Annotated in this window: 26 protein-coding genes; all 26 read right to left on the reverse strand. The window is 61.1% G+C overall.

The window, feature by feature from the left end; translation table 11 throughout:
- Positions 1–8: 8 nt before the first annotated feature.
- Entirely contained in the window at positions 9–797 is a 789-nt protein-coding gene (locus AC1DWG_RS22430) for a protein phosphatase CheZ (RefSeq protein WP_477762510.1), read from the reverse strand.
- Positions 798–818: 21 nt separating this feature from the next.
- Positions 819–1,190 (reverse strand): chemotaxis response regulator CheY, encoded by a 372-nt coding sequence (locus AC1DWG_RS22435; protein ID WP_003183998.1) that lies wholly within the window; start codon positions 1,188–1,190, stop codon positions 819–821.
- A gap of 168 nt (positions 1,191–1,358) precedes the next feature.
- A complete protein-coding gene (gene fliA, locus AC1DWG_RS22440) occupies positions 1,359–2,099 on the reverse strand; it encodes an RNA polymerase sigma factor FliA (protein ID WP_223461391.1) in 741 nt (246 codons plus the stop codon).
- Entirely contained in the window at positions 2,096–2,926 is an 831-nt protein-coding gene (fleN, locus tag AC1DWG_RS22445; RefSeq protein WP_008001746.1) for a flagellar synthesis regulator FleN, read from the reverse strand. Before fleN ends, fliA begins: the two co-directional genes overlap by 4 nt.
- A gap of 116 nt (positions 2,927–3,042) precedes the next feature.
- On the reverse strand, positions 3,043–4,371 hold the full coding sequence (flhF, locus tag AC1DWG_RS22450; RefSeq protein WP_477762511.1) for a flagellar biosynthesis protein FlhF: 1,329 nt from the start codon (positions 4,369–4,371) through the stop codon (positions 3,043–3,045).
- An 11-nt stretch (positions 4,372–4,382) separates the two neighbouring features.
- Positions 4,383–6,512: a flagellar biosynthesis protein FlhA gene (flhA, locus tag AC1DWG_RS22455; RefSeq protein WP_477752423.1), complete on the reverse strand. Its 2,130-nt coding sequence runs from the start codon at positions 6,510–6,512 to the stop codon at positions 4,383–4,385.
- Positions 6,513–6,739: 227 nt separating this feature from the next.
- Positions 6,740–7,879 carry a flagellar biosynthesis protein FlhB gene (flhB, locus tag AC1DWG_RS22460; protein WP_477752422.1) on the reverse strand — a complete coding sequence of 380 codons (1,140 nt, stop codon included), beginning with the start codon at positions 7,877–7,879 and terminating at the stop codon, positions 6,740–6,742.
- Positions 7,880–7,882: 3 nt separating this feature from the next.
- A complete protein-coding gene (gene fliR, locus AC1DWG_RS22465; protein WP_108218653.1) occupies positions 7,883–8,665 on the reverse strand; it encodes a flagellar biosynthetic protein FliR in 783 nt (260 codons plus the stop codon).
- 3 nt (positions 8,666–8,668) lie between these two features.
- Positions 8,669–8,938 (reverse strand): flagellar biosynthesis protein FliQ, encoded by a 270-nt coding sequence (fliQ, locus tag AC1DWG_RS22470; protein ID WP_007983364.1) that lies wholly within the window; start codon positions 8,936–8,938, stop codon positions 8,669–8,671.
- On the reverse strand, positions 8,935–9,693 hold the full coding sequence (gene fliP, locus AC1DWG_RS22475; RefSeq protein ID WP_429487482.1) for a flagellar type III secretion system pore protein FliP: 759 nt from the start codon (positions 9,691–9,693) through the stop codon (positions 8,935–8,937). Before fliP ends, fliQ begins: the two co-directional genes overlap by 4 nt.
- Positions 9,693–10,148 carry a flagellar biosynthetic protein FliO gene (gene fliO / locus AC1DWG_RS22480; RefSeq protein WP_477788368.1) on the reverse strand — a complete coding sequence of 152 codons (456 nt, stop codon included), beginning with the start codon at positions 10,146–10,148 and terminating at the stop codon, positions 9,693–9,695. The genes fliP and fliO overlap by 1 nt, the downstream gene beginning before the upstream one ends.
- The gene (gene fliN, locus AC1DWG_RS22485; protein WP_477752420.1) at positions 10,149–10,595 is read right to left on the reverse strand and encodes a flagellar motor switch protein FliN; all 447 of its coding nucleotides are present in this window, start codon (positions 10,593–10,595) and stop codon (positions 10,149–10,151) included.
- 66 nt (positions 10,596–10,661) lie between these two features.
- A complete protein-coding gene (gene fliM / locus AC1DWG_RS22490; protein WP_057398369.1) occupies positions 10,662–11,630 on the reverse strand; it encodes a flagellar motor switch protein FliM in 969 nt (322 codons plus the stop codon).
- Positions 11,631–11,639: 9 nt separating this feature from the next.
- Entirely contained in the window at positions 11,640–12,140 is a 501-nt protein-coding gene (fliL, locus tag AC1DWG_RS22495) for a flagellar basal body-associated protein FliL (RefSeq protein WP_477788369.1), read from the reverse strand.
- A 213-nt stretch (positions 12,141–12,353) separates the two neighbouring features.
- Positions 12,354–13,718 (reverse strand): flagellar hook-length control protein FliK, encoded by a 1,365-nt coding sequence (locus tag AC1DWG_RS22500; RefSeq protein WP_477788370.1) that lies wholly within the window; start codon positions 13,716–13,718, stop codon positions 12,354–12,356.
- 100 nt (positions 13,719–13,818) lie between these two features.
- On the reverse strand, positions 13,819–14,178 hold the full coding sequence (locus tag AC1DWG_RS22505) for an Hpt domain-containing protein (RefSeq protein WP_477762515.1): 360 nt from the start codon (positions 14,176–14,178) through the stop codon (positions 13,819–13,821).
- A gap of 30 nt (positions 14,179–14,208) precedes the next feature.
- Positions 14,209–15,906, reverse strand: a complete 1,698-nt coding sequence (locus AC1DWG_RS22510) for an ATP-binding SpoIIE family protein phosphatase (RefSeq protein WP_477788371.1) — start codon at positions 15,904–15,906, stop codon at positions 14,209–14,211.
- A 5-nt stretch (positions 15,907–15,911) separates the two neighbouring features.
- Positions 15,912–16,211 carry an STAS domain-containing protein gene (locus AC1DWG_RS22515; protein WP_477762517.1) on the reverse strand — a complete coding sequence of 100 codons (300 nt, stop codon included), beginning with the start codon at positions 16,209–16,211 and terminating at the stop codon, positions 15,912–15,914.
- 146 nt (positions 16,212–16,357) lie between these two features.
- The gene (gene fliJ, locus AC1DWG_RS22520) at positions 16,358–16,807 is read right to left on the reverse strand and encodes a flagellar export protein FliJ (protein WP_477762518.1); all 450 of its coding nucleotides are present in this window, start codon (positions 16,805–16,807) and stop codon (positions 16,358–16,360) included.
- A 6-nt stretch (positions 16,808–16,813) separates the two neighbouring features.
- On the reverse strand, positions 16,814–18,172 hold the full coding sequence (gene fliI, locus AC1DWG_RS22525) for a flagellar protein export ATPase FliI (RefSeq protein ID WP_223461365.1): 1,359 nt from the start codon (positions 18,170–18,172) through the stop codon (positions 16,814–16,816).
- Complete coding sequence (fliH, locus tag AC1DWG_RS22530) at positions 18,162–18,959, reverse strand: flagellar assembly protein FliH (protein ID WP_477788372.1); 798 nt, start codon at positions 18,957–18,959, stop codon at positions 18,162–18,164. Before fliH ends, fliI begins: the two co-directional genes overlap by 11 nt.
- A gap of 4 nt (positions 18,960–18,963) precedes the next feature.
- The gene (fliG, locus tag AC1DWG_RS22535) at positions 18,964–19,983 is read right to left on the reverse strand and encodes a flagellar motor switch protein FliG (RefSeq protein ID WP_007983391.1); all 1,020 of its coding nucleotides are present in this window, start codon (positions 19,981–19,983) and stop codon (positions 18,964–18,966) included.
- Positions 19,976–21,763: a flagellar basal-body MS-ring/collar protein FliF gene (fliF, locus tag AC1DWG_RS22540; protein WP_477788373.1), complete on the reverse strand. Its 1,788-nt coding sequence runs from the start codon at positions 21,761–21,763 to the stop codon at positions 19,976–19,978. The genes fliG and fliF overlap by 8 nt, the downstream gene beginning before the upstream one ends.
- Positions 21,764–21,779: 16 nt before the next feature.
- Positions 21,780–22,106, reverse strand: coding sequence for a flagellar hook-basal body complex protein FliE (gene fliE, locus AC1DWG_RS22545; protein WP_008021337.1), 327 nt, complete (start codon positions 22,104–22,106; stop codon positions 21,780–21,782).
- 198 nt (positions 22,107–22,304) lie between these two features.
- Positions 22,305–23,690, reverse strand: coding sequence for a sigma-54-dependent transcriptional regulator (locus AC1DWG_RS22550; protein ID WP_477762521.1), 1,386 nt, complete (start codon positions 23,688–23,690; stop codon positions 22,305–22,307).
- Between the two features lie 5 nt (positions 23,691–23,695).
- Positions 23,696–24,889 carry a sensor histidine kinase gene (locus AC1DWG_RS22555; protein WP_477762610.1) on the reverse strand — a complete coding sequence of 398 codons (1,194 nt, stop codon included), beginning with the start codon at positions 24,887–24,889 and terminating at the stop codon, positions 23,696–23,698.
- Between the last annotated feature and the right edge of the window lie 120 nt (positions 24,890–25,009).

Below are 25,009 nucleotides of genomic sequence, written 5' to 3' on the forward strand. Positions count from 1 at the left end.
TCTAAAATTTAGAATCCCAGGCTGGATAGCAAATCGTCCACATCGTCCTGACCGGACACAACGTCTTCTCTTTTATCGGCATGAATCTGCGGACCTTCACCCTGAGAGAGATGTTTTTGTGGATCTTTTTCAGCAAGCATCGCTTCACGGTCATGTTCGATGCCCGCAAAGCGGTCTACCTGACTGGCCATCAGCACGAGCTTGAGCAGGTTGCTTTCGACTTCGGTGACCAGCTGGGTCACTCGCTTGATCACTTGCCCCGTGAGGTCCTGGTAATCCTGGGCGAGCAGGATGTCGTTGAGGTTGCCCGACACCGCGCGATTATACGTGCCGCTGCGCACCAGGAAGCCGTCGACCCGGCGGGCCAGTTCACGAAACTCTTCGGCGCCGACTTCGCGACGCATGAAGCGTCCCCAGTCCGTGCTCAAGGCCTGGGCTTCATCCGCCAGGCCATTGACCAGCGGCGTGGCACTTTCCACCAGGTCCATGGTGCGGTTGGCCGCAGCCTCGGTCAGCTTGACCACATAGCCCAGACGCTCAGTGGCGTCGGTGATCTGGGACACTTCTTCGGCTTGCGGCATGTGCGGGTCAATCTGGAAATTGACGATCGCGCTATGCAGTTCGCGAGTGAGCTTGCCCACTTCCTGATACAGGCCGCGGTCACGGGTCTGGTTGAGCTCATGGATCAATTGCACCGCGTCGCCGAACTTGCCTTTTTCAAGGCTCGCGACCAATTCGACGGCGTGTTTTTTCAGGGTCGACTCAAAGTCGCCCAATGAAGTTTCGTTATTGCCCATAGCTCCCCCGTGGCGCACTCATCAACCGATGCGTTCGAAAATCTTCTCGATTTTTTCTTTCAACGCCTGGGCCGTGAAGGGTTTGACCACATAGCCGTTAACGCCGGCCTGGGCCGCTTCGATGATCTGCTCGCGCTTGGCTTCAGCGGTCACCATCAGCACCGGCAGGTGCTTGAGCTTTTCATCGGCACGCACGTGGCGCAGCAGATCGATACCGGTCATGCCAGGCATGTTCCAGTCCGTTACCAGAAAGTCGATGCTTCCGCTGTTGAGCACCGGAATGGCGGTAGTGCCATCGTCGGCCTCGACGGTGTTGGTGAACCCAAGGTCACGCAGCAGGTTCTTGATGATCCGCCGCATCGTTGAGAAGTCATCAACGATGAGGATTTTCATGTTCTTGTCCAATTCGACCTCCAAGCAGTCTTAAACGCGCCCAGCACCTGGACGCGCCATTTCAATCAATCCGGCAAAGCACTCAATGACTGTCTGGAGCACAACAGATCGCGACCGGCGCAGTTCAACACCACACCGGCCTCGTTCGCAGTGTCCCCCACACTGCCTTCAGCGCGCTCGCCACTCCCCCAAACGCCCCCGCAAACGGGCCGCGCACTGGCTGTGTAACTGGCTGACCCGAGATTCGCTGACCCCCAGGACCTCACCGATTTCCTTGAGGTTCAACTCTTCGTCGTAGTACAGCGCCAACACCAGTCGCTCACGCTCCGGCAAATTGGCAATCGCCTCCGCCAGCGCAGCCTGGAAGCGTTCATCTTCCAGATCGCGTGACGGCTCGATATGAGCACTCGCGCCATCCTCGTGCAGACCTTCGTGTTCGCCGTCCTGCAACAGATCGTCGAAACTGAACAGCCGGCTGCCCAGGGTGTCGTTCAAAATCCCGTAGTAATCGTCGAGACTCAATTGGAGTTCGGCCGCAACTTCGTGATCTTTAGCGTCACGGCCGGTTTTCGCTTCAATCGAGCGAATGGCGTCGCTGACCATGCGCGTATTGCGGTGAACCGAACGTGGCGCCCAGTCCCCCTTGCGCACCTCATCGAGCATGGCGCCGCGGATTCGAATGCCCGCGTACGTCTCGAAACTGGCGCCTTTGCTGGCGTCATATTTGGTCGACACCTCAAGCAGGCCGATCATCCCGGCCTGGATCAGGTCTTCGACCTGGACACTGGCCGGCAGGCGCGCCAACAAGTGGTAGGCAATGCGTTTAACCAGCGGCGCGTAACGCTCGATCAGCTCGTACTGCGCATCACGCGCCGATTTTTTGTAGAGGTTGTAACCGCTTGCTGTCATAGAACCGGTCCTGCTGTCTGCTGCACGAGGCGCTCTACGAAAAACTCCAGGTGCCCGCGCGGGTTGGCAGGCAGCGGCCAGGTATCGACCTTCTGTGCGATCGCCTTGAATGCCAGCGAGCACTTGGAACGCGGGAACGCCTCGTAGACAGCGCGCTGCTTTTGCACGGCCTTGCGCACGCTTTCGTCGTAAGGCACAGCGCCGACGTATTGCAGGGCGACGTCGAGGAAGCGATCCGTGACCTTGGTCAACTTGGCGAACAGGTTGCGCCCTTCCTGCGGGCTCTGGGCCATGTTGGCCAGGACGCGGAAGCGGTTCATGCCGTAGTCACGGTTAAGCAATTTGATCAATGCGTAGGCGTCAGTGATCGAGGTCGGCTCGTCGCACACCACCAGCAGCACTTCCTGGGCTGCGCGAACGAAACTGACTACCGAGTCACCAATGCCCGCCGCGGTATCGATCACCAATACGTCGAGGTTGTCGCCGATATCGCTGAAGGCCTGGATCAGGCCGGCGTGTTGCGCGGGGCTCAGATGCACCATGCTCTGAGTGCCGGATGCGGCCGGAACGATACGGATGCCGCCGGGTCCCTGCAGCAGTACATCGCGCAGTTCGCAGCGGCCCTCGATCACGTCGGCCAGGGTACGTTTGGGTGTCAGGCCCAGCAGAACGTCGACGTTCGCCAGCCCCAGGTCGGCGTCCAACAGCATGACGCGCCGGCCAAGCTCAGCCAGAGCCAGGGACAAGTTCACTGACACATTAGTTTTCCCGACGCCACCTTTGCCGCCGGTCACCGCGATCACCTGTACGGGATGCATGCTGCCCATGTTATTTCTTTACCTTGTCTTGCATAGACGGAGGCCACATTACTGGCTGCGCGTTCACAAACGGAACAATGCATGGCAGACCATCGATGTAGGTACAAAAACTGTTCATTACTACCTTAGCCAACCTGCTTGGTTTGGCTGTGGTAAATATCAGCGAACATGTCAGCCATGGCTTCTTCGCTGGGTTCTTCCTGCATTTGCACGCTGACGGCGCGACTGACCAACTGATGACGGCGCGGCAGATGGAGATCATCCGGAATCCGCGGGCCATCGGTCAGGTAGGCCACCGGCAGCTCATGACTGACGGCCAGGCTCAACACCTCGCCCAGACTAGCCGTTTCATCCAGTTTAGTCAGGATGCAGCCCGCGAGCCCGCAACGCTTGTAACTATGATAGGCGGCGGTTAGAACCTGTTTCTGGCTGGTGGTTGCCAGGACCAGATAATTTTTTGAGCGAATGCCGCGACCGGCCAGGCTTTCGAGTTGCATGCGCAGGGCCGGATCGCTGGCCTGCAGGCCGGCGGTATCGATCAGCACCACGCGCTTGCGCAGCAAGGGTTCCAGCGCCTGCACCAGGGACTGGCCCGGATCGACGTGGGTCACCGACACATTGAGAATGCGCCCCAGGGTCTTGAGCTGCTCCTGGGCACCGATGCGGAAGCTGTCCATGCTCACCAGCGCAATGTTCTGCGCGCCGTACTTGAGCACGTAACGGGCCGCCAGCTTGGCCAGGGTGGTGGTCTTGCCCATGCCGGCAGGGCCGACCATGGCGATCACACCGCCCTCCTCCAGCGGCTCGACTTCGGGGGTAACGATCATGCGCGCCAGGTGCGCCAGCAACATGCGCCAGGCCTGACGAGGTTCTTCGATTTCGCTGATCAGCGCCAGCAGGTCGCGCGACAGCGGGCCTGACAGGCCAATGCGTTGCAGGCGACGCCAGAGGTTGGCCTGGTCCGGACGGCTGCCCTGTAGCTGATTCCAGGCCAGGGAGCCCAGCTGGACTTCCATGAGTTCGCGCAGGCTGTTGAGTTCGAAACGCATCGAGTCGAACGCGCGCGGGTCCACGCCAGTGGAGGCTGGTGCAGCGGCCGGTGCGGGGCGACGGGGTTCGGCGTAGGTCGGCTCGATCAACGGCTCGGCTGCGGTGAGCGGCAAGCCGGCGAACAACTGGCGATTGGTCGCATTATCGCTCTCGCCGACGCCACGCAGGCTCAGTTCGGCTTGGGCAGTGACGATCCGCGACTGAGTCTTGCGCAGCTCGTCTTCGAGTTCCATGTTCGGAACCCGCGGCGCCAGCGCCGACAACTTGTAATCCAGCGCTGCCGTCAGCTCGACACCCCCGGCGATCCGGCGGTTGCCAATGATGGCGGCATCAGCGCCCAGCTCATCGCGAACCAGCTTCATGGCCTGACGCATATCGGCGGCGAAAAAACGCTTAACTTGCATAAACCACTACCTCAGCCGTTGGGCCCTACTGTCGCAACGATGGTCACTTGCTTGTTGTCAGGGATTTCCTGGTAAGCCAACACGTGCAAACCCGGGACTGCGAGCCGGCCGAATCGCGAGAGCATCGCGCGAACCGGACCGGCCACCAGCAGAATCACCGGCTGACCTTGCATCTCCTGGCGCTGCGCTGCGTCGATCAACGAACGTTGCAGCTTCTCAGCCATGCTTGGCTCCAGCAGAACGCCCTCTTCCGAGCCTTGCCCGGCCTTTTGCAGACTATTGAGCAATATCTGTTCCAACCTTGGCTCCAGCGTGATGACTGGCAGCTCCGACTCAGTGCCTACAATGCTTTGCACGATTGCACGGGATACGCCAACACGCACGGCAGCCACCAGCGCGGCGGTATCTTGACTCTTGGCGGCATTGTTGGCGATGGCCTCGGCAATGCTGCGGATATCGCGCACCGGCACTTGTTCGGCCAACAGCGCTTGCAGCACCTTGAGCAGCTGCGACAGCGAAACCACGCCCGGCACCAGCTCCTCGGCCAGTTTCGGCGAGCTTTTGCCCAGCAATTGCATGAGCTGCTGCACTTCTTCGTGACCGATCAGTTCACTGGAATGCTTGTAGAGAATCTGGTTCAAGTGGGTAGCCACTACGGTACTGGCATCGACCACCGTATAACCGAGGGATTGCGCCTGGGCGCGCTGGCTGATTTCAATCCAGACCGCCTCCAGACCGAAAGCCGGATCTTTGGCGGTAATGCCGTTGAGCGTGCCGTAGACCTGTCCCGGGTTGATCGCCAGTTCGCGATCCGGGTAAATCTCTGCTTCGGCCAGGATTACCCCCATGAGGGTCAGGCGATAGGCACTGGGCGCCAGGTCGAGGTTGTCGCGGATATGCACGGTCGGCATCAGGAAGCCCAGGTCCTGGGACAGCTTCTTGCGCACCCCCTTGATCCGCGCAAGCAACTGGCCACCCTGGTTGCGGTCCACCAGCGGAATCAGGCGATAACCCACTTCAAGGCCGATCATGTCGATGGGCGTCACGTCATCCCAGCCAAGCTCCTTGGTTTCCTGGGCGCGGGCAGGCGACGGCAGCAACTCCTGCTGGCGCTTGACCTCTTGCAGGGCCTGCACCTTGGCGACGTTCTGCTTTTTCCAGAACAGGTAAGCGCCACCGGCCGCCAGGGCCGCCATGCTCAGGAACGAGAAGTGCGGCATGCCGGGCACCAGGCCCATGACCGCCATCAAGCCTGCCGCCACCGCCAGCGCCTTGGGCGAGGCGAACATCTGGCGATTGATTTGCTTGCCCATGTCTTCCGAACCGGAAGCACGGGTCACCATGATCGCGGCGGCTGTCGATAACAGCAGTGATGGCAATTGCGCCACCAAACCGTCACCGATGGTCAACAGCGCATACACCTTGCCGGCGTCGGCGAAGTTCATGTTGTGCTGGAAGATACCGACCGCCATGCCGCCGATCAGGTTGATGAACAGGATCAACAGGCCGGCGATGGCGTCACCACGGACGAATTTGCTGGCACCGTCCATGGAGCCGTAGAACTCGGCTTCCTGGGCCACTTCCGAACGGCGGGCTTTGGCCTGGGCCTGATCGATCAGGCCGGCGTTGAGGTCGGCGTCGATCGCCATTTGCTTGCCGGGCATCGCATCGAGGGTGAAACGCGCGCTCACCTCGGAAATCCGCCCCGCGCCCTTGGTCACCACGACGAAGTTGATGATCATCAAGATCGCGAAGACCACGATACCGACCACGTAGTTACCGCCGATCACCACCTCGCCGAACGCCTGGATCACCTTGCCGGCCGCCGCATGACCGTCCTGACCGTGGAGCATCACCACCCGCGTGGAGGCCACGTTCAACGCCAGGCGCAACAGCGTCGCCACCAGCAGAATGGTCGGGAACACCGCGAAATCCAGCGGCCGCAAGGCGTAGACGCACACCAGCAGCACGACGATGGACAGGGCAATGTTGAAGGTGAAGAACACGTCCAGCAGGAACGGCGGCACCGGCAACATCATCATCGCCAGCATGACCAGCAACAACAGCGGCACGCCCAGATTGCCTCGACTGAGGTCGGCAATGTTGCTGCGGGCACTGTTGATTAACTGAGAGCGATCCACCGATTTTCCCCGTTCCTTTAAAGCAAACTTTTGACGCCCGAAGCAGGCGCAGAGCGGCTACTGCAAGAAGCTTTCCAACTTTTGCAAGGGATTGGGATAGAGAGTTTCATTGCGCAATTCGATTGCCTGGACGGGCCTCTTCGCTGGCAAGCCAGCTCCTACAGGGTTATCGCCAAACCTGTAGGAGCTGGCTTGCCAGCGAAGAGGTCGGCAGAGACAACGCGAAATCAGGAGTCGCGGCGCAGATCCGGCGGAATCGGCAGGTCATCCTTGAGCGGATCCGGTCGCTTGCCCTTGCCCGCCCGGTACTGTCGAATCTGATAAACGTAAGCCAGCACCTGCGCGACCGCCAGGTACAGCCCGCCGGGAATTTCCTGCTCAAGCTCGGTGGAGTAGTAGATCGAGCGCGCCAGCGCCGGCGACTCCAGCAGCAGGATCTCGTTGGCCGCCGCGATCTCACGGATCTTCAGGGCCAGGAAGTCGCTGCCCTTGGCCAGCAGTACCGGCGCATTACCCTTTTCCGGGTCGTACTTGAGGGCCACGGCGTAGTGCGTCGGGTTGGTGATGACCACGTCAGCCTCGGGAATGGCGGCCATCATCCGGCGCTGGGACATCTCGCGCTGCAGCTGTCGAATCCGCTGCTTGACCTCCGGCCGCCCCTCTTGATCCTTGTGCTCGTCACGCACTTCCTGCTTGGTCATCAGCAGTTTCTTGTGGCTTTCCCAGAGCTGCACCGGCACATCCACCACAGCGATCAGGATCAGCCCGCACGCCATCCACAAGGTGCTCCAGCCCACCACTTGCAGGCTGTGAATGATCGCCCTGTCCAAGGGCTCATGGGCGATGCGCAGCAGGTCATCGATGTCCGATGACAACACCGCCAGCGCCACGAACAGGATGATGATGAACTTGGCCAAAGCCTTGAGCAGTTCGATCAGCGACTTGGTCGAGAACATGCGCTTGAGGCCGGGACCGGGGTTCAAGCGGCTGAATTTGGGCGCCATGGAACTCGCCGCGAACAGCCAGCCACCCAGGGAAATCGGACCGATGATGGCGGCCAGCACCAAGGTGATCATCACGGGCTGGATCGACCACAGGGCAATTTGCCCCGAGCGCATCAGGTAGGTGGCCATGGAGCGCTGATCCAGAATCACTTCCCGCGGCAGCGAGAAATTGATGCGCATCAGCTCCATCATGTCCTGCGCCATGGCGCCGCCAAAAATCAGCAGCGCCGAGGCACCGACCAGCATGATCGCCAGGGTGTTGAGTTCCTTGGACCGGGCTACCTCACCCTTTTCACGGGAGTCCTGCTTGCGCTTCTCCGTGGGGTCTTCTGTTTTGTCCTGACCGCTTTCGCTCTCAGCCATGACTCAGCTCGCCCGCGCCATTTCGCGTAATAACTGCAAGGCCTCGGAGGCCAGCGGTTGATACTGGTTGAGAATGTCCGCCAGCCCGACCCAGACGATGAACAGCCCAAGCACCAGGATCAGCGGGAAGCCGACCGAGAAAATATTGAGTTGCGGCGCCGCCCGGGTCATGACGCCAAACGCGATGTTGACCACCAGCAGCGCGGTGATCGCCGGCAGCACCAGCAACAACGCCGAACCGAGCACCCAGCCGAGCTTGCCGGCCAGTTCCCAGTAGTGATTGACCATCAAGCCGCCACCCACCGGCAACGTGGTGAAACTCTCGGTGAGGATCTCGAACACCACCAGATGACCGTTCATGGACAGGAACAGCAGCGTCACCAGCATGGTGAAAAACTGCCCGATCACCGCCGTCGATACGCCGTTGGCCGGGTCGATCATGGAGGCGAAGCCCATGCCCATCTGGATGGCGACGATCTGCCCGGCCACCACAAAGGCCTGAAAGAACAGCTGCAAGGAGAAGCCCATCACCGCACCGATGAGAATCTGCTCGGCAATCAGCAACAGCCCGCTCAGATCCAGGGCATTCACCGGCGGCATCGGCGGCAGGCCCGGCGCGATGACCACGGTAATGGCCAAGGCGAAATACAGGCGAATGCGCCGCGGCAGCAAGGTCGTGCCGAACACCGGCATGACCATCAGCAAGGAGCCGACGCGAAACAGCGGCAACATGAACGTCGCCACCCAAGTGCTGATCTGCGTATCGGTCAGCGCAAGCAGTGACATGGTTTAGCCGATGACCTGAGGAATGCTGCCGTACAACTGCAGGATGTAATCCATGAAGGTCTGCACCATCCATGGACCGCCGACGATCAGCGTCACCAGCATCACCAGCAGGCGCGGCAGGAAGCTCAGGGTCTGTTCGTTGATCTGGGTGGCTGCCTGGAACATCGCCACCAGCAAGCCCACCAGCAAACTTGGAATCACCAGGATCGCCACCATCATGGTGGTCAGCCACAGTGCTTCGCGAAAGATGTCGACTGCGACTTCTGGCGTCATGGCGAGACACCGCCGAAGCTGCTGGCCAGCGTGCCGATGATCAGCGCCCAGCCATCCACCAGCACGAACAACATGATCTTGAACGGCAGGGAAATGATCAGCGGCGAGAGCATCATCATCCCCATGGCCATCAACACACTGGCCACGACCAGGTCGATGATCAGGAACGGAATGAAGATCATGAAGCCGATCTGGAACGCCGTTTTCAGCTCGGAGGTCACGAAGGCCGGTACCAGGATGGTCAGCGGCGCCTGATCCGGCGTCGCGATGTCAGTGCGCTTGGACAGGCGCATGAACAGCTCCAGATCGCTGGTGCGGGTCTGGGCGAGCATGAAGTTCTTGATCGGCACCTGCGCCTTGGCGACCGCATCCTGGGCCGTCAGTTTTTCCGCCAGATACGGCTGCAAGGCGTCCTGGTTCACCCGGTCGAATACTGGCGCCATGATGAACAGGGTCAGGAACAGCGCCATGCCGGTAAGGATCTGATTCGACGGTGTCTGCTGCAAGCCCAGGGCCTGGCGCAGGATCGAGAAGACAATGATGATCCGGGTGAAACTGGTCATCAGCATGACAAACGCCGGGATAAAGCTCAGCGCGGTCATGATCAGCAGGATTTGCAGGCTGACCGAGTACTCCTGCGCCCCCTGCGCATTGGTGCCCAGGGTGATGGCCGGGATCGACAGCGGATCGGCGCCGAATGCCAGTGGCGCGGCCAGCATCAGGGCCAGCGTCAAGACGATGCGTAGCGCACCCATTACTTCTTATCCTTCTGATCTTTACCCAGCATCTCCAACAGGCGCTGGGCAAATTCCGGCGTCGGCTTCTCGGTACTCGGCACTTGCACCGGCTCCTTGAGCACATGCAGCGCAGCAATGTTGCCTGGGCTCAGGCCGAGCAGAATCTGCTCGTTGCCGACCTGCACCAGCATCAGCCGGTCGCGCGGCCCCAGCGCGCGGGAGCCGACAATCTCGATCACCTGCCCCTTGCCGGCCGGACCGGCCTGCTGGACCCGACGCAGCAACCAGGCGAGGAGAAAGATCAGCCCCAGCACCAGCAGCAAGCCGAACACCAGTTGCGTCAGTTGCCCAGCCACACCACTGCTCACCGCCGGCGCAGCAGCCGTGGTCGCCGTTGCGACCGGTTCGGCCGCCAGCACGCTGAACGGCATCACCAGCAGCGATCCCAGCAAAGCTCCCAGAACCTTTTTCACTCAGCGCAGCTTCTTGATGCGTTCGCTTGGGCTGATCACGTCCGTCAGGCGGATGCCGAACTTCTCGTTGACCACCACCACTTCGCCGTGGGCGATGAGCGTGCCGTTGACCAGCACGTCCAGCGGCTCGCCAGCCAGGCGATCGAGCTCGATCACCGAACCCTGGTTCAGTTGCAGCAGGTTGCGGATGTTGATGTCGGTGCTGCCCACTTCCATGGAAATCGACACCGGGATATCGAGGATCACGTCCAGGTTCGGGCCTTCGAGGCTGACCGGGTCGTTGTTTTTCGGCACGCTGCCGAACTCTTCCATTGGCAGGCGGTTGGACGCGGAGCTGCCGGAGTCAGCGGCCAGCAAAGCGTCGATGTCGGCCTGCCCGGCATCGCCGGTTTCTTCCAGGGCCGCAGCCCATTCATCGGCCAGTGCCTGATCGTCCTGCATGTTCATATTGTCAGTGTCCTCGGCGAGCAAAAATTCAGAATTCGGTTAATCGCGAATGGGTACGAGCGCCGGTCAACGGCGCTCGATCGGCTCGATCACTTGCAACGCCAGGTTGCCCTTGTGCGAGCCCATCTTGACCTTGAAGGCCGGCACGCCGTTGGCGCGCATGATCATTTCTTCCGGCATCTCGACCGGGATCACATCCCCCGGTTGCATGTGCAGGATGTCGCGCAGGCGCAACTGACGACGGGCCACCGTGGCACCGATCGGCACGTCGACGTCCAGCACGTCCTGGCGCAGGGCGTTGACCCAGCGCTCGTCCTGGTCGTCGAGGTCCGACTGGAAGCCGGCGTCGAGCATTTCGCGCACCGGCTCGATCATCGAGTACGGCATGGTCACGTGCAGGTCGCCGCCACCGCCATCGAGTTCGATGTGGAAGGTCGACACCACAATGGCCTCGCTCGGGCCGACGATGTTGGCCATGGCCGGGTTCACTTCCGAGTTGATGTACTCGAAGTTGACTTCCATGATCGCCTGCCAGGCTTCCTTCAAATCGACGAACGCCTGCTCCAGCACCATGCGCACCACACGCAGTTCGGTCGGGGTGAATTCACGCCCTTCGATCTTGGCGTGCCGGCCGTCACCGCCGAAGAAGTTGTCCACCAGCTTGAACACCAGCTTGGCGTCGAGGATGAACAGCGCGGTGCCGCGCAGGGGTTTGATCTTGACCAGGTTGAGACTGGTCGGCACATACAGCGAGTGCACGTATTCGCCGAACTTCATCACCTGCACGCCGCCGACCGCCACGTCCGCCGAGCGACGCAGCATGTTGAACATGCTGATGCGGGTATAGCGGGCAAAACGCTCGTTGATCATTTCCAGGGTCGGCATGCGTCCACGGACGATGCGATCCTGGCTGGTCAGGTCATAGCTTTTGACGGTGCCGGGTTCGGCAGCGTTTTCGGTCTGTACCAGACCATCGTCGACGCCATGCAACAGCGCGTCGATCTCATCCTGGGACAGCAGGTCCTGCACGGCCATGTCGTGTTCCTACTGCAGTACGAAATTAGTGAAAAGCAACTGTTCGATCACCACTTTGCCGAGCTCTTTCTGCGCCACTTCCTGGACGCTGGCGGTGGCTTTCTGCCGCAGCATTTCCTGTCCGACCGGCGAGGCGAGGGTCGCGAAGTCCTGCCCGGAAAACAGCATGACCAGGTTATTGCGGATCACCGGCATGTGGACCTTGAGCGCATCCAGGTCTGCCTGGTTGCGCGCGAGCATGGTGATGCTCACTTGCATGTAGCGCTGGCGACCGTTCAGGTTGAAGTTGGCGACGAAAGCCGGCGCCATCGACTCGAAAATCGCTGGCTGTTTGCCGATGGCAACGGTTTCCACCACGGCGGCAGGCTTGCTCTGAGCGCTGTGCATGAAGTACCAGGTCGCCCCCACGGACACACCGATCGCCAGCAGCAGGGCCACCACGATCACGATAATCAGCTTGAGTTTGCCTTTGGTTGCGGGGTCTTTTACTGCTGCGTCGCTCTTCGCCATGCCAATAATCCGTCACTATTCGGGTTTTCACAGTCGCACGGCAAGGCAAGAGCAAGTGTTATGCCATGTAGGAGCGAGCCTGCTCGCGAAAGACGTGAGAGCGCCGCGTTTATTCAGATGGCCCTCGTCATCGTTTAACTCCATCGCGAGCAGGCTCGCTCCTACAGAGGGTTCGTTCCCATGCCATGGGAACGATTGGAGTGATGGCTTTGATCAGGCGTAGTAATCGACCACACTGGAGCCGATCACGCGGGTGGTATTGGCAGCCACTTCAGCGACGCCCGGGGCCACGTCGTCATCCATTGAATCGAGGCGACCGCCGCTGGCATTGGTCCGCCCGCTCTGGCTTTGCCGGGCCTGTTCCTGCCCTTGCTGCGAACCACGGGACTGGTCCGAAACGTTGACATCGACCTGCCCCATGCCCTGTTGCGCGAACATATCGCGCAAGCGATGGACCTGGCCATCCAGCGCCTCACGGACACCCGGATGCGCACTCATGAACGTAACCTGGGTCTGTTGATCGGGAACCATATTCACCCGAATGTCCAGACGCCCGAGTTCAGCGGGCTGCAACTGGATGTCCGCCGCCTTGAGATTAGCGCTGGACAGGTACATGACCCGGTTCACCACCTCTTCGGTCCACCCGCTCTGATGCATGGCGATCGGCTGGTTCACCGGCAAGGCATTGGCGGTCTTCGGTGTGGCCGCCTGGGTCAGCGCGGCCAGACGGTTGGCGAAATCATCGACACGGGTGTCGCTGCTGGCGGACTTGAGATCCTTCAGGCCGTCATCGAGCAACCCGCTGAAAGCCTTGTCGTCGCCTTGATCGGTGCTGTTCTTGTCGGCCTGAACATCCAGCAGGGTCGCCATGCCGGCGGCAAAGTTTTGCGCCGATGTCAGCTCACCGTCAGCCTGGGCTTGAGTCTGTGTCGGTGCAGTCTTGGGCTGCGCCTGGCTGGAAGCCGATACGTGACCGCTCTGCTCCATTGCCAGGCGCACCGCTGGCAAGGCGTCGAGCGGATCGGTCTCGGGATCGAAATCGCCGTCAGTGCCGGTCGGCGCTGGAGCGTTTGTCGCCATGATCGCCGCCGCAACCGGCGCTTCAGCCGCTGGCTGCGCCGCATCGGCCACGGCAGGCGTTGTCGGTGCCGACGCAGGCGCTACTGGCTGTATGGCTTGCAGCAGTGAGGGATCAAGCGCCGGATCGAGCGGTGCGGTATCGACGACCGGAGCACGGTCGACATCTGACGCCTCATTGTCGGCGGTCTTGTCGTCAGCCTGCACCGGCGTATCGGAAGGCAAGGATTTGCCGCCATCGGCAACCACCAGCTCCCCGGCGGCAGACTTGTCGTCGCCAGCGTCTTTTTCTCCTGCGACATCGGAGCTTTTTTCGCGACTCGGCTTGACCGAGGCATCCGCCGACGCATTGGGCTTGTTCTGGGCCTGATTGGCATAGACATGAGCGAAGCTTGCGGCCTTGTCCCCAGGCTCAGCGGTCAGCGCCGGAGGATTGGCGCAGGCCGCTTGAATCTTGGCCTGCCTGGAGGCCTGAAGCAGAATATTGGGGGTAACGGGCATGAAACAGTCTCCGCTGCACGGGGCTCGTAAGTACAGTTGGACGAGTTAAGTGCAAAGGTCGAGCCAGTTTCACTCGAAGGAGACAAAATGCAGCGCATGCTCAGATTTTCGCTGGGCAACGCTGTCGTTCAGCTTCGTACAGAGGCCGGATAGCGGCGAATTCGCGGTCGATTTCGCCGACCAGTTCCTGAACGGCGGCACATGGCAAATCTTTGGCCCGCTGTTCAAGTTGATGGCAGAGCTCGGTCAGCCTGACTGCACCCATATTGCTGCTGCTGCCCTTGAAGCTATGGGCGGTTGCAACGAGCAGTGCAGTACTGTCAGTCGTTCGCAAGACGTTAATGCGCTCTTCGGAGTCCGCAAGAAAGATATCCAGCAAATCCGCATAGCCCTCTTCCATCACTTCCTGCAATGCACTCAGCACGCCGCGATCCACATGTTTGTCGTTTTTGTCGTTCATTTGCTCACTCCTTGATCAAGAATGCGCGGATTACTGCGCAGCCTTCCAGATAAACTCCACACGTGCACTTCGACCATCGTCGGTCCAGCGGGCATTACGCCCCAACTGGCGGATCAGACTGACTCCACGTCCCGACAGGCGGATGTCATCCACAGGTCTTTTCATCACCCGCTCGACATCGAAACCCTTGCCGCTGTCTTCGATGTGAATGGTCAGGCAACCGCCGTCGTCTGTTGGCGTCACCTGCAAATGCAACCGTACATAGCCTTCCTGGAGTTCGTCCAGACGGGTATTACGCTGCTGATAATAACGCGCAAAACCCGATGCATCGCGCTTGAGGCTCGAGTCCAGCCCCAGCACGCCATGCTCCAGCGCATTGGAATAGAGTTCCGCCAGCACACTGTAGAGCGCACCGCTCTGGCCCCGCAGACCATGCACCTCAAGCAGCAATTGCAACAGATAGGGCAAGGGGTTGAAACGCTTCAGTGTGGCGGCGCGAAACTCGAAACTCACCGACCAGTCCAGCGGGCACGACTGGCCGCTGTCGGAGTAGACCAACGCCGGCGGCGTGATCTGCGCCGGCTCCAGCAGGCTGATTTCGACCATGCTGACATCGTCGCGCGCTTCACCGCCAAACTGTCGCAGCGCATGCTCGATCTCTTCGAACAGCACATCCGGCTGGCGATTGGCGGCGAACACCTGCTGCAATCGCTGCACGCCAAACAACTGATCATTGGCGTCGCAGGTGTCGATCACCCCATCAGACAGGAGAAACACGCGATCCCCGAGCACCATGGGAAACACCTCGGTACGCTCATCGAAGGACTCCGGACTCAGCACCCCCAAAGGCAGGTGCCGCGCCGGCAGAGGCGTTCGCTCGCCACTGGCAATGCAATGCAGATAACCGTCGGGCATGCCGCCGTTCCAGACCTCCACTGAACGACGCTGAAAACTCAGGCACAGCAACGTGGCACAGCAGAACATGTCCACCGGCAGAATGCGCTTGAGCTTGGCATTCATCTCGCGCAGGGTTTCCGCCAGGCCATAGCCCTTGGCGGTCATTCCGTAGAAGACTTCGGCCAGGGGCATGGCGCCCACCGCCGCCGGCAGACCGTGGCCGGTAAAGTCGCCCAGCAGCACGTGCATGTCGCCGGCCGGGGTGAACGCGGCCAGCAACAGATCGCCGTTGAACAGCGCATAGGGCGATTGCAGATAACGGATATTCGCAGCGGCATTCAGGCAGCCGGAGTGCGCCACCTTGTCGAAAACGGCCTTGGCCACGCGCTGTTCGTTGAGCAGGTAGTCGTGGTGCCGGGCAATCTGGTCACGCTGTTGCAGCACGGTGTCCTGCAAGCGCCGCAAGCGATCCATCGCCTTGATCTTGGCGGCGAGAATCACCTGGTTGTACGGCTTCGCCAGAAAGTCGTCACCGCCGACTTCCAGGCAACGGGCCAGGGCTTCGCTTTCGGACAACGAGGTGAGGAAGATGATCGGCACCAGGGTTTCCCCGGCCAGGGCCTTGATTTGCCGGGCCGCCTCGAAGCCGTCCATCACCGGCATCATCGCGTCCATCAATACCAGGTGTGGTTGCTGCTGGCGAAACGTGTCGACCGCTTCGGCACCGTTGGCCGCAGTCAGCACGTCGTGCCCCAGGCGGCGCAGGATGCTCGACAGCAACAGGCGATCGGCGGCGCTGTCCTCGGCAATCAGGATCTTCAGCGGCTGCATGGCAATCAACTGATGTCGAACAGCTTGTCGAAGTTGGAGATGGCGAGGATTTTGCGCACGTCGGTATTGCTGTTGACGACGCGCACATCGGAGTCGTCGCCGCCGGCGTGATCGCGCAGCAACAGCAGCATGCCCAACGCAGAGCTGTCGAGGTAAGTGGCCTCTTTCAGGTCGACCACAACCGCCGATAGCTGTTTATCTTCGTAGGACTCACGAAATTCCTGATGCTTGGCGAAATCGAATCGTCCTTTGACTGATATCGTCAACTTTTGCCCATCAGGGGACACTTCGGCAACGACTGGCATTCAATGGCTTCCTTGTCTTTGGAGAACGTACGTGTAGAAGGTTTAGCACTTGGTGGGAATAGGAGCAAGATCAAAAGATCGCAGCCTGCGGCAGCTCCTACATGAGAATGCAATCCCCTGTAGGAGCTGCCGCAGGATGCGATCTTCTAATACGGATCCTGACGCGGCAAGCGCTGGGACAACTCATCCAGCAGCTTCTGCTCGCGCTTGTCCTCCAGCCGTCGCGCCTCATCGGCATAGCGTTCGACCAATTTGCGCAAACCTTCGACCCGGGCAAACGCCTGCTGCCAGGTTTCCCGAGCCTTGTTCAGGTTGTTCTGATGCCAGGCCAGGCTTTGCCGCTGCTGGTCGATGGCCGTGCCCAATTGCGCGAGAAAGCCCTGATAGCCCAGCAGCCATTGGCCCGAGACGCCGCCGCTGCCGCGTACGATCCATTGTTCCTGATAGTCGAGACGGAAGGCTTCAAGGTCGGCGAGTTTGCTTTGTGCCAAACGCACTTGCCCCTGAAAGTGCCCCAGGCGCTGGACCGCGGTTTTCTCGGCCTTTTCGGCCATTTCCACCACCGGCGCCAGCCTTCCTGCCCGACTCAGGGCCATGATCGCTTAACCGCCCGCCGCGGGCGCGAAGATCGAGGCGAGATACGCTTCGCTTTCACCCAGGCTGATGCTGTCGTTGAGACCCTGACGCAGGTATTTGACCAATTGCGGCTGCAAGGAAATCGCCAGATCGGTCTCGCGGTCACCGCCAGCGACGTAGGCACCGACGCTGATCAGGTCGCGGCTCTGCTGATAACGCGACCACAACTGCTTGAAATACTGCGCACGGGCCATGTGTTCCGGCGACACCACCGCCGGCATCACCCGGCTGATGGACGCCTCGATATCAATGGCCGGGTAATGCCCTTCCTCGGCCAGGCGCCGGGACAGCACGATGTGCCCGTCGAGCACGCCCCGTGCCGAGTCGGCAATCGGGTCCTGTTGGTCATCGCCTTCGGACAGCACGGTGTAGAACGCGGTGATCGAACCACCGCCCTTCTCCGCATTACCGGCCCGCTCCACCAGTTTCGGCAGCTTGGCGAATACCGACGGCGGATAGCCCTTGGTCGCTGGCGGCTCGCCGATGGCCAGGGCGATTTCCCGTTGGGCCTGGGCAAAACGGGTCAGGGAGTCCATCAGCAACAGGACATTCTTGCCCTTGTCGCGGAAATACTCGGCGATGCGCGTGCAATACATCGCCGCGCGCAGACGCATCAGCGGCGCATCGTCCGCCGGGGACGCCACCACCACTGAACGCTTGAGCCCCTCTTCACCGAGGATGTGCTCGATGAACTCTTTAACTTCACGGCCTCGCTCACCGATCAGCCCGACGACGATGATGTCGGCCTCGGTGAAGCGCGTCATCATCCCCAGCAACACCGATTTACCGACACCGGTACCGGCAAACAGGCCCAGCCGCTGGCCGCGCCCGACCGTCAACATGCCGTTGATGCAACGGATGCCCACGTCCAGCGGTTCACTGATCGGTTCGCGCTTGAGCGGGTTGATGGTCGGGCCATCCATTGGCACCCAGTCTTCGGCCTTCATCCCGCCCTTGCCGTCCAGTGCACGGCCGGCGCCATCCAGCACCCGCCCGAGCATGCTCATGCCCATCGGCAAACGCCCGGTATCGGACAAGGGAACTACGCGGGCACCGGGTGCGATGCCAGCGACGCTGCCGACCGGCATCAGAAAGACTTTACTGCCGGAGAAACCCATCACTTCGGCTTCGACCTGCACGGGGTGATAGCTGTCGTCGTTGATGACCATGCAGCGACTGCCCATGGCGGCGCGCAGACCTTCGGCTTCGAGGGTCAGGCCGACCATGCGCAGCAAGCGGCCCTCAAGGATCGGCGCGCCGGCAAGCGTAGTCGCCTCGGCGTAACTGCCCAGGCGCCTGGCGAAGCTGGTGCGCTCAAGGCGCATCAGGCACATCCGCTTCTGGCGCGGCAGCGGGCTTGCTGTCGACCGGCAGTTCCAGGCTCAAGTCCGGTGCGGCCGGGTGCAAGGACTGTTCGTGCAACTGGTCGAACAGCTTGTCCATCACCTGCGCGACACGGGTTTCGACTGTGGCGTCGATGCGGCTGTGTTCTGTCTCGACCCGGCAACCGCCGGGCAACAACGACTCGTCCTCGACGATGCGCCAGGTTTCTTCATGGCGTTCGCGAAGGGCTTTGACCTGTTCGAAATCCTGCGGATTGATGTACAGCCGCACATTGCCCACGCCCAGCGGCAACAGCTTGAGCGCCTCGCGCATCACGTGTTCGATCTGTGTCGAGTCGATGGCCAGTTCGCGCTGGATCACCTGTCTGGTGATGTGTTGCACGAGGTCGACCAGGGACTTTTCGATCTGGGTGTCCTGCTCGGCGATGGGCTCGAACAGATGGCTCATCAATTGCTCCAGCGCTGCAATCTTGGCGGCCAGGACCACCTCGGCTTCCTGGCGGACCTTGAGCGTGGTGCTGTGGAAACCTTCCTTCTCACCCACCGCAAAGCCTTCGTTGTAGGCTTCCTGGCGAATGCTTTCGAGCTCTTCGAGGGTCAGCGGCTGGACTTCCTCCAGCGGCACTTCCTCCATTTCCGGCGGTTCGGGTTCCGGCGTTGGTTCCGGCTCGGGTTCCGGCGGGTCGAAACTGGGCAGCGCCCAGGACTCGAAGCCACCGACATCCCTGGCCCGGATCAGGTCAGTGGGTGCATCATCATTCTTGACCATGGTGTTAGATCATTTCCTCGCCGCCCTTGCCGCCGAGAACGATTTCTCCGGCTTCGGCCATACGGCGGGCGATGGTGAGGATTTCCTTCTGCGCGGTTTCCACGTCGCTGACGCGCACCGGGCCCTTGGCTTCCAGATCGTCGCGCAACAGTTCGGCCGCACGCTTGGACATGTTCTTGAAGATCTTCTCCTTGACGCCTTCGTCCGACCCCTTGAGGGCCAGCACCAGCACGTCGGAGGACACCTCGCGGAGCAGCGCCTGGATCCCGCGGTCGTCGACATCGGCCAGGTTGTTGAAGACGAACATGAGGTCTTCGATCTGGCCGGACAGGTCTTCGTCGACTTCGCGGATCGAGTCCATGAGCTGGCCTTCAATGGAGCTGTCGAGGAAGTTCATGATGTCCGCTGCGCGCTTGATGCCACCCAGGGTGGTGCGCGAGGCGTTCGAGTTGCCGGAGAACTGCTTCTCGAGAATCTGGTTGAGTTCCTTCAGGGCCGCTGGCTGTACGGTGTTCAGCGAGGAAACCCGCAGAATGATGTCCAGTCGCACCTTGTGGTCGAAGTTGCCGAGCACTTCACCGGCCTGGTCCGGATCGAGGTACGCCACCACGATTGCCTGGATCTGCGGGTGCTCATAACGGATCACGTCGGCGACGGCGCGCGGCTCCATCCACTTCAGGCTGTCGAGGCCGCTGGTGTTGCCACCGAGCAGGATGCGATCGATCAGGCCGTTGGCCTTGTCTTCGCCCAGGGCCTGGGTGAGCATCTTGCGCACATAGTCGTCGGAGCCGACGCCCAGGCTGGTCTGGTCGCCGACGATATCGACGAACTCGCTCATCACCTGCTCGACCTGCTCGCGGTGCACATTACCCATCTGGGCCATGGCCACGCCCACGCGCTGAACCTCTTTGGGGCCCATGTGGCGCAGCACCTGGGCAGCGTCGGTGGAGCCCAGGGACAACAACAGGATTGCGGCCTTGTCGACCTTGGACAGTTTGGCGGCAACGGCTCGGTTATCACTCATCTGCGTTAATCCACTCTTTCACGACCTGGGCCACACGACCCGGATCTTCTGCCACCAGACTCTTGATTGCGTTCAACTGAGCGTCATAGCCTTCGCTCGGGCTCGGCAGCAGGATGCTTTGCGGACCGCCGAGGCTGACACGGTCGTTGGCCAACTCGCCATCCAGACCGCCCATGCCGCCCAACTCGACGTCGCTGCCGATATCGGCCAGCTGCTTGCCCTTGCCGCCCCCGGTGATGTTGTTGAGCACCGGACGCAGCACACCGAACACCAGCACCAGAATGAACAGCACACCCAGCACTTGCTTGACGATGTCCCAGAACCACGGCTGGGAATAGAACGCAATATCGGCAATCACTTCACCGCGCTCGGCGGAGAACGGCATGTTGATCACGCTGACGCTGTCACCACGGCTGGCATCGAAGCCGACCGCGTCCTGCACCAGGCGAGTGAAGCGCGCCAATTCATCGGCGCTCCAGGGCGCACGGGTGGTTTCGCCGTTGGCCGGATTGATCTTGACCTGATCATCGACCACCACCGACACCGACAGGCGATTCAATCGGCCCTGCTGCTGCTTGGTGTGGCTGATGGAACGGTCGAGTTCGAAGTTCCTGGTCGATTGTGAACGCTTGTCCGCCGGGTACGGTGCGAGCATTGGCTGACCGGTGGCCGGGTCCATGATTTGCTGGCCGTTGGCGTCGATCAGCGGCTGGCCTGGCTGCACCATGCCGGCCGACGCGGTGGCACCACCGGTGGTTTGCGGAGCGGAGGCCGGCGACGGCGGCTGGTTGCTCAAGGCACCCGGCACACCTTGCGGGCCGTTGCTGGCGGTACGCTGCTCGTTGACCGACTGCTCGCTGCGCAACGCCGGTTGATCCGGGTTGAATTGCTCGGAAGTCGACTCGACCGCACTGAAATCCACGTCGGCCGAGACTTCGGCCTTGTAACGGTCGTTGCCCAGCACCGGCTGCAGGATATTGTGCACGCGCTGGGTGAGCATGCTTTCCATGCGACGGCTGTAGTCGAATTGCTTGCCGGCCATGGTCAGTTCGGAGTTTTCCGCCTGATCCGAGAGCAGGGTGCCCTTTTGGTCGACGACGGTGATCTGCGACTTGCTGAGTTCGGGAACGCTGGTCGCCACCAGGTTGATGATGGCCACGACCTGGCCGGGTTCGAGGGAGCGACCGGAATAGAGCTCAACCAGAACCGAAGCGCTCGGCTTGCGCTCGTCGCGTACGAACACCGAACTTTTCGGGATCGCCAGGTGCACGCGGGCACCCTTGACGTTGTTCAGGCTGGAAATGGTCCGGGCCAGTTCGCCTTCGAGGCCGCGACGATAGCGGGTCGCTTCCATGAACTGGCTGGTGCCCAGTCCCTGCTCCTTGTCGAGGATTTCAAAACCGATATTGCCATCGCTGGGAGTGACACCAGCGGCCGCAAGCTTGAGCCGCGCGCGGGACAGGTCATCGGCCTTGACCAGCAAGGCACCGGAATTGGGTTCGACGGTGTACGGGATATCGGCGGAGGCCAGGGTTTCCATGACCTGCTTGGCGTCCATGCCGGCAAGGCTGCCGTACAGAGGCCGGTAGTCCGGTTGCTGGGACCACAACACCACGGCAAAACCAATCGCCACGCTCGCCGCCAGGCCGACCAACAGGCCCACCTGACGCAACATGGTCATCTCGGAGAGGTTTTCCAGGAAGGACAACCCGAACAGCGGCGGCTTGCCGTCTATTGGAGTGGCCTTGGCCGGAACGTTATCGGCGACTGCTTCTGCCATGACTCAATCTCGTCCTTTAAACAGGCATCTGCATGATGTCTTGGTAAGCCTGAACCAGCTTGTTGCGCACCTGGGTCAATGCCTGGAATGACACACTGGCCTTCTGCGAGGAAATCATCACGTCTGTGAGGTCGACGCCGCTTTTGCCGATTTCGAAGGCGCTGGCCAACTGAGTGGAAGCCTGTTGCGTGTCGTTCACTTTATTGACGGCCTGGCCGAGCATGTCGGAAAAGCTGCTGCCCGCCACTTCAGGGACGGCCGTCGATTTCGGCGCAGACATGGCATCCATTTGCATGGCGCGCATGTCGAGCATCAACCGATTGAATTCAATACCTTGGCTCATGGTCTCTCTCTTTGACGACCCGCAATTTTTTGACACTCACTCGGCGGGTAATGAGGTGTTAGCAACAAGGGTGCCAGCTCTTCCCGGACTCCACGCAATTCTCTGTAGGAGCTGGCTTGCCAGCGAAGGCTGCGTCACTACAACCATCGATTCGCTGGCAAGCCAGCTCCTACAGGGATTGCGTTGCGGCATGACGCATCAGGTGGCGAACAAATACGCTTCCACATCCATGCCGGCATCGCGCATCTGCGCCAGCTTGTAGCGCAGGGTTCGCGGGCTGATACCCAGGCGCTCGGCCGCCTCTTTGCGACGACCGCGCTCGGCGCGCAAGGTATCGATGATCATCTGGAATTCACGGCGACGCAGGTCATCGCCCAGCGCACCGACCGACTCGGACTCGACTTCCACGGGGCGTACCGGCGCCTGCGCCAACGCACGCAGTGGCGCGCAAGCCACCGGCCCGGCGAGGCAGAAATCCTGCGGCTGGATCAAGCCACCCTGCTGCAGAATCAGCGCACGCTGAATCGCGTTGTCCAGCTCACGAACGTTACCCGGCCATGGATAACCGATCAGGCACGCCTGAGCTTCGGGCGACAACCTGGCAGGCGAATGCTTCATTTTATTGACGTGCCTGGCCAGCAGACGCCCGGCCAGCGGCAGGATGTCGGCGGTACGCTCGCGCAACGGGCGCCAGGCCAGGGGAAACACCGACAGGCGATAATAGAGGTCCTCGCGGAAACGCCCCGCCGCCACTTCACCCGCCAGGTCGCGATTGGTGGTGGCGACCACGCGAATATCCAGCGTGATCGGTTTGCGCGCACCAACCCTTTCGACCTCGCGCTCTTGCAGCACACGCAGTAATTTGGCCTGGAGCCCCAGGGGCATTTCGGAAATTTCATCGAGCAAAATGGTGCCGCCGTCGGCCTGCTCGAACTTGCCGGCTTGCGCGGCAATGGCGCCGGTGAAGGAACCCTTCTCGTGACCGAACAACGTCGCTTCGAGCATGTTGTCCGGAATCGCTGCGCAGTTGATCGCGATGAACGGCTGATTGGCTCGATGAGAATGCTGATGAATATAACGCGCCAGCACTTCCTTGCCCGTACCCGACTCGCCCGAGATCAACACCGTGGAATCGCTGCGTGCGACCCGCGCCGCCAACTCGAGTAACTGCGCGCTCGCCGGCTCGAACGCTACCGGCCCTTCGCCCTCGGTCAGGCCGAGACTGCCCAGGGCATGACGCCCCACCAGATCGAGCAACGCCTTGGGCTCGAATGGCTTGACCAGATAGTCCGCCGCCCCCTGGCGCATCGCATCGACCGCGCGCTCGACCGCACCGTGAGCCGTCATCAGCAACACCGGCAACTGCGGCTGCCGCGCTCGCAGCATGCCAAGCAACTGGTGGCCGTCCATGCCCGGCATATTGACGTCACTGATCACCAGGCTGAAGACCTCGCCGCCGACGGCAAGCAACGCCTCCTCTGCCGACCCCACCGCCTTGTAATCATGCCCCGCGAGCAGCAGCGTATCAGCCAGTGCCTCGCGCAAAGCGCGGTCGTCCTCGACCAGCAGAACCTTGATACCCATCGGCGTCACTCCGCGCCTTGAGCGCTGCTGAACAACGGCAGGATGACCTGCGCGCAGGTGCCGCGACCGAGCCGCGAGCGCAGCTGCAATTCGCCCCGATGAGCACGCGCCACGGCCTTGACCACGGTCAGGCCAAGACCTGTACCGGTGCTCTTGGTGGTAAAAAAGGGTTCGCCCAATCGCGCCAGAACGGCGGCGTCGATACCGCTGCCACTGTCACTGACGCACAGGCGCAGGTTGTTGCCGCGGGTGTAGAGGTGAATCTTGAGGCGCAATTGACCGGCACTGGCCTGGATGGCGTTCTCGATCAGATTGAGGATCGCACCGACCAGGGTGTCGCGATTGCACAGCAACTCCCCCGAGTGACTGTCGCACTGCCAGCGGATCGGCAGATCCTGCACGTGGGTCAGCGCCGCCGCTTGCAACGATTGCATCAGTTGACCGGGGGTCACGCGGTCGGTCAGCGGCAACTCGCCACGGGCGAAGACCAACATGTCGCGCACCTGGTGTTCCAGTTCGTGCAGGCGCTCCTTGAGACGCCCGGCAAAGCGCTGCCGGGTAGCGACCGGCAGCTCTTGCTCGGTCAAGTGACTGGCATACAGCAGCGCGGCGGACAACGGTGTGCGTATCTGATGAGCCAACGAAGCGACCATGCGCCCCAGCGACGACAGACGCTCATGACGGGCCAGTTGATCCTGCAGATGGCGGGTTTCGGTCAGGTCATTGAGCAGCACCAACTGGCCCGGCTCGGCGTCCAGCGAGCGCGTGGCGATCGACAGACGCCGACCATCCTTGAGGGAGACTTCATGACCATCGTCTTCGCGCGGCGCAAAACAGCGGGCAATGACGTGGCGCCACAATTCACCTTCCAGCGGCAGGCCCAGCAGCTCGCTCGCCGCCGGATTGGCTTCGCGCACGATGCCCTGGGCGTCAATGACGATGACACCGCCGGGTAACAGATCAAGGAGGTTTTGCAGACGGTTGGCCAGGCGTTCCTTTTCCGCCAGCTCCTGCATGCGCTGGGCACTGACCACCGCCAGTTCACCCTTGAGCTCGGTGACCCGGGCTTCAAGCATGCTGTAGGAATCAGTCAACTGAGTGGACATCTGATTGAACAGTGCGAATGCCTGCTCAAGGCCCTGCCGACTCGCCTGCTCTACGGACGACGGCTGCCGCGAAACATCAGGGACAGGAGACATCTGGGCGGCTTGGGGCATTGTGCTCTCTCGCTTGGCTGACCGTCAGTGAAACGGAACGTTGCGAGGGACGTAGCAATACCCGTGCCTAAAAAAAACTTCTTATAAATGAATGACTTGAAA

This window comes from Pseudomonas sp. P4_B3 (assembly GCF_056402295.1).

Coding starts and splice junctions, on each gene's coding strand:
- fliE (WP_008021337.1), bottom strand. CDS start 22,106: ATGAGCCAAGGTATTGAATTCAATCGGTTGATGCTCGACATGCGCGCC.
- fliQ (WP_007983364.1), bottom strand. CDS start 8,938: ATGACGCCAGAAGTCGCAGTCGACATCTTTCGCGAAGCACTGTGGCTG.
- AC1DWG_RS22515 (WP_477762517.1), bottom strand. CDS start 16,211: ATGCCAGTCGTTGCCGAAGTGTCCCCTGATGGGCAAAAGTTGACGATA.
- fleN (WP_008001746.1), bottom strand. CDS start 2,926: ATGGGCAGCATGCATCCCGTACAGGTGATCGCGGTGACCGGCGGCAAA.
- flhB (WP_477752422.1), bottom strand. CDS start 7,879: ATGGCTGAGAGCGAAAGCGGTCAGGACAAAACAGAAGACCCCACGGAG.
- fliG (WP_007983391.1), bottom strand. CDS start 19,983: ATGAGTGATAACCGAGCCGTTGCCGCCAAACTGTCCAAGGTCGACAAG.
- AC1DWG_RS22510 (WP_477788371.1), bottom strand. CDS start 15,906: ATGCAGCCGCTGAAGATCCTGATTGCCGAGGACAGCGCCGCCGATCGC.
- AC1DWG_RS22505 (WP_477762515.1), bottom strand. CDS start 14,178: ATGAACGACAAAAACGACAAACATGTGGATCGCGGCGTGCTGAGTGCA.
- fliH (WP_477788372.1), bottom strand. CDS start 18,959: ATGGTCAAGAATGATGATGCACCCACTGACCTGATCCGGGCCAGGGAT.
- fliM (WP_057398369.1), bottom strand. CDS start 11,630: ATGGCCGTGCAGGACCTGCTGTCCCAGGATGAGATCGACGCGCTGTTG.
- fliA (WP_223461391.1), bottom strand. CDS start 2,099: ATGACAGCAAGCGGTTACAACCTCTACAAAAAATCGGCGCGTGATGCG.
- flhF (WP_477762511.1), bottom strand. CDS start 4,371: ATGCAAGTTAAGCGTTTTTTCGCCGCCGATATGCGTCAGGCCATGAAG.
- AC1DWG_RS22550 (WP_477762521.1), bottom strand. CDS start 23,690: ATGGGTATCAAGGTTCTGCTGGTCGAGGACGACCGCGCTTTGCGCGAG.
- fliJ (WP_477762518.1), bottom strand. CDS start 16,807: ATGGCCCTGAGTCGGGCAGGAAGGCTGGCGCCGGTGGTGGAAATGGCC.
- fliN (WP_477752420.1), bottom strand. CDS start 10,595: ATGAACATGCAGGACGATCAGGCACTGGCCGATGAATGGGCTGCGGCC.
- fliP (WP_429487482.1), bottom strand. CDS start 9,693: ATGGGTGCGCTACGCATCGTCTTGACGCTGGCCCTGATGCTGGCCGCG.
- fliR (WP_108218653.1), bottom strand. CDS start 8,665: ATGTCACTGCTTGCGCTGACCGATACGCAGATCAGCACTTGGGTGGCG.
- fliI (WP_223461365.1), bottom strand. CDS start 18,172: ATGCGCCTTGAGCGCACCAGCTTCGCCAGGCGCCTGGGCAGTTACGCC.
- fliF (WP_477788373.1), bottom strand. CDS start 21,763: ATGGCAGAAGCAGTCGCCGATAACGTTCCGGCCAAGGCCACTCCAATA.
- AC1DWG_RS22430 (WP_477762510.1), bottom strand. CDS start 797: ATGGGCAATAACGAAACTTCATTGGGCGACTTTGAGTCGACCCTGAAA.
- fliL (WP_477788369.1), bottom strand. CDS start 12,140: ATGGCGAAGAGCGACGCAGCAGTAAAAGACCCCGCAACCAAAGGCAAA.
- AC1DWG_RS22555 (WP_477762610.1), bottom strand. CDS start 24,889: ATGTCTCCTGTCCCTGATGTTTCGCGGCAGCCGTCGTCCGTAGAGCAG.
- AC1DWG_RS22500 (WP_477788370.1), bottom strand. CDS start 13,718: ATGCCCGTTACCCCCAATATTCTGCTTCAGGCCTCCAGGCAGGCCAAG.
- AC1DWG_RS22435 (WP_003183998.1), bottom strand. CDS start 1,190: ATGAAAATCCTCATCGTTGATGACTTCTCAACGATGCGGCGGATCATC.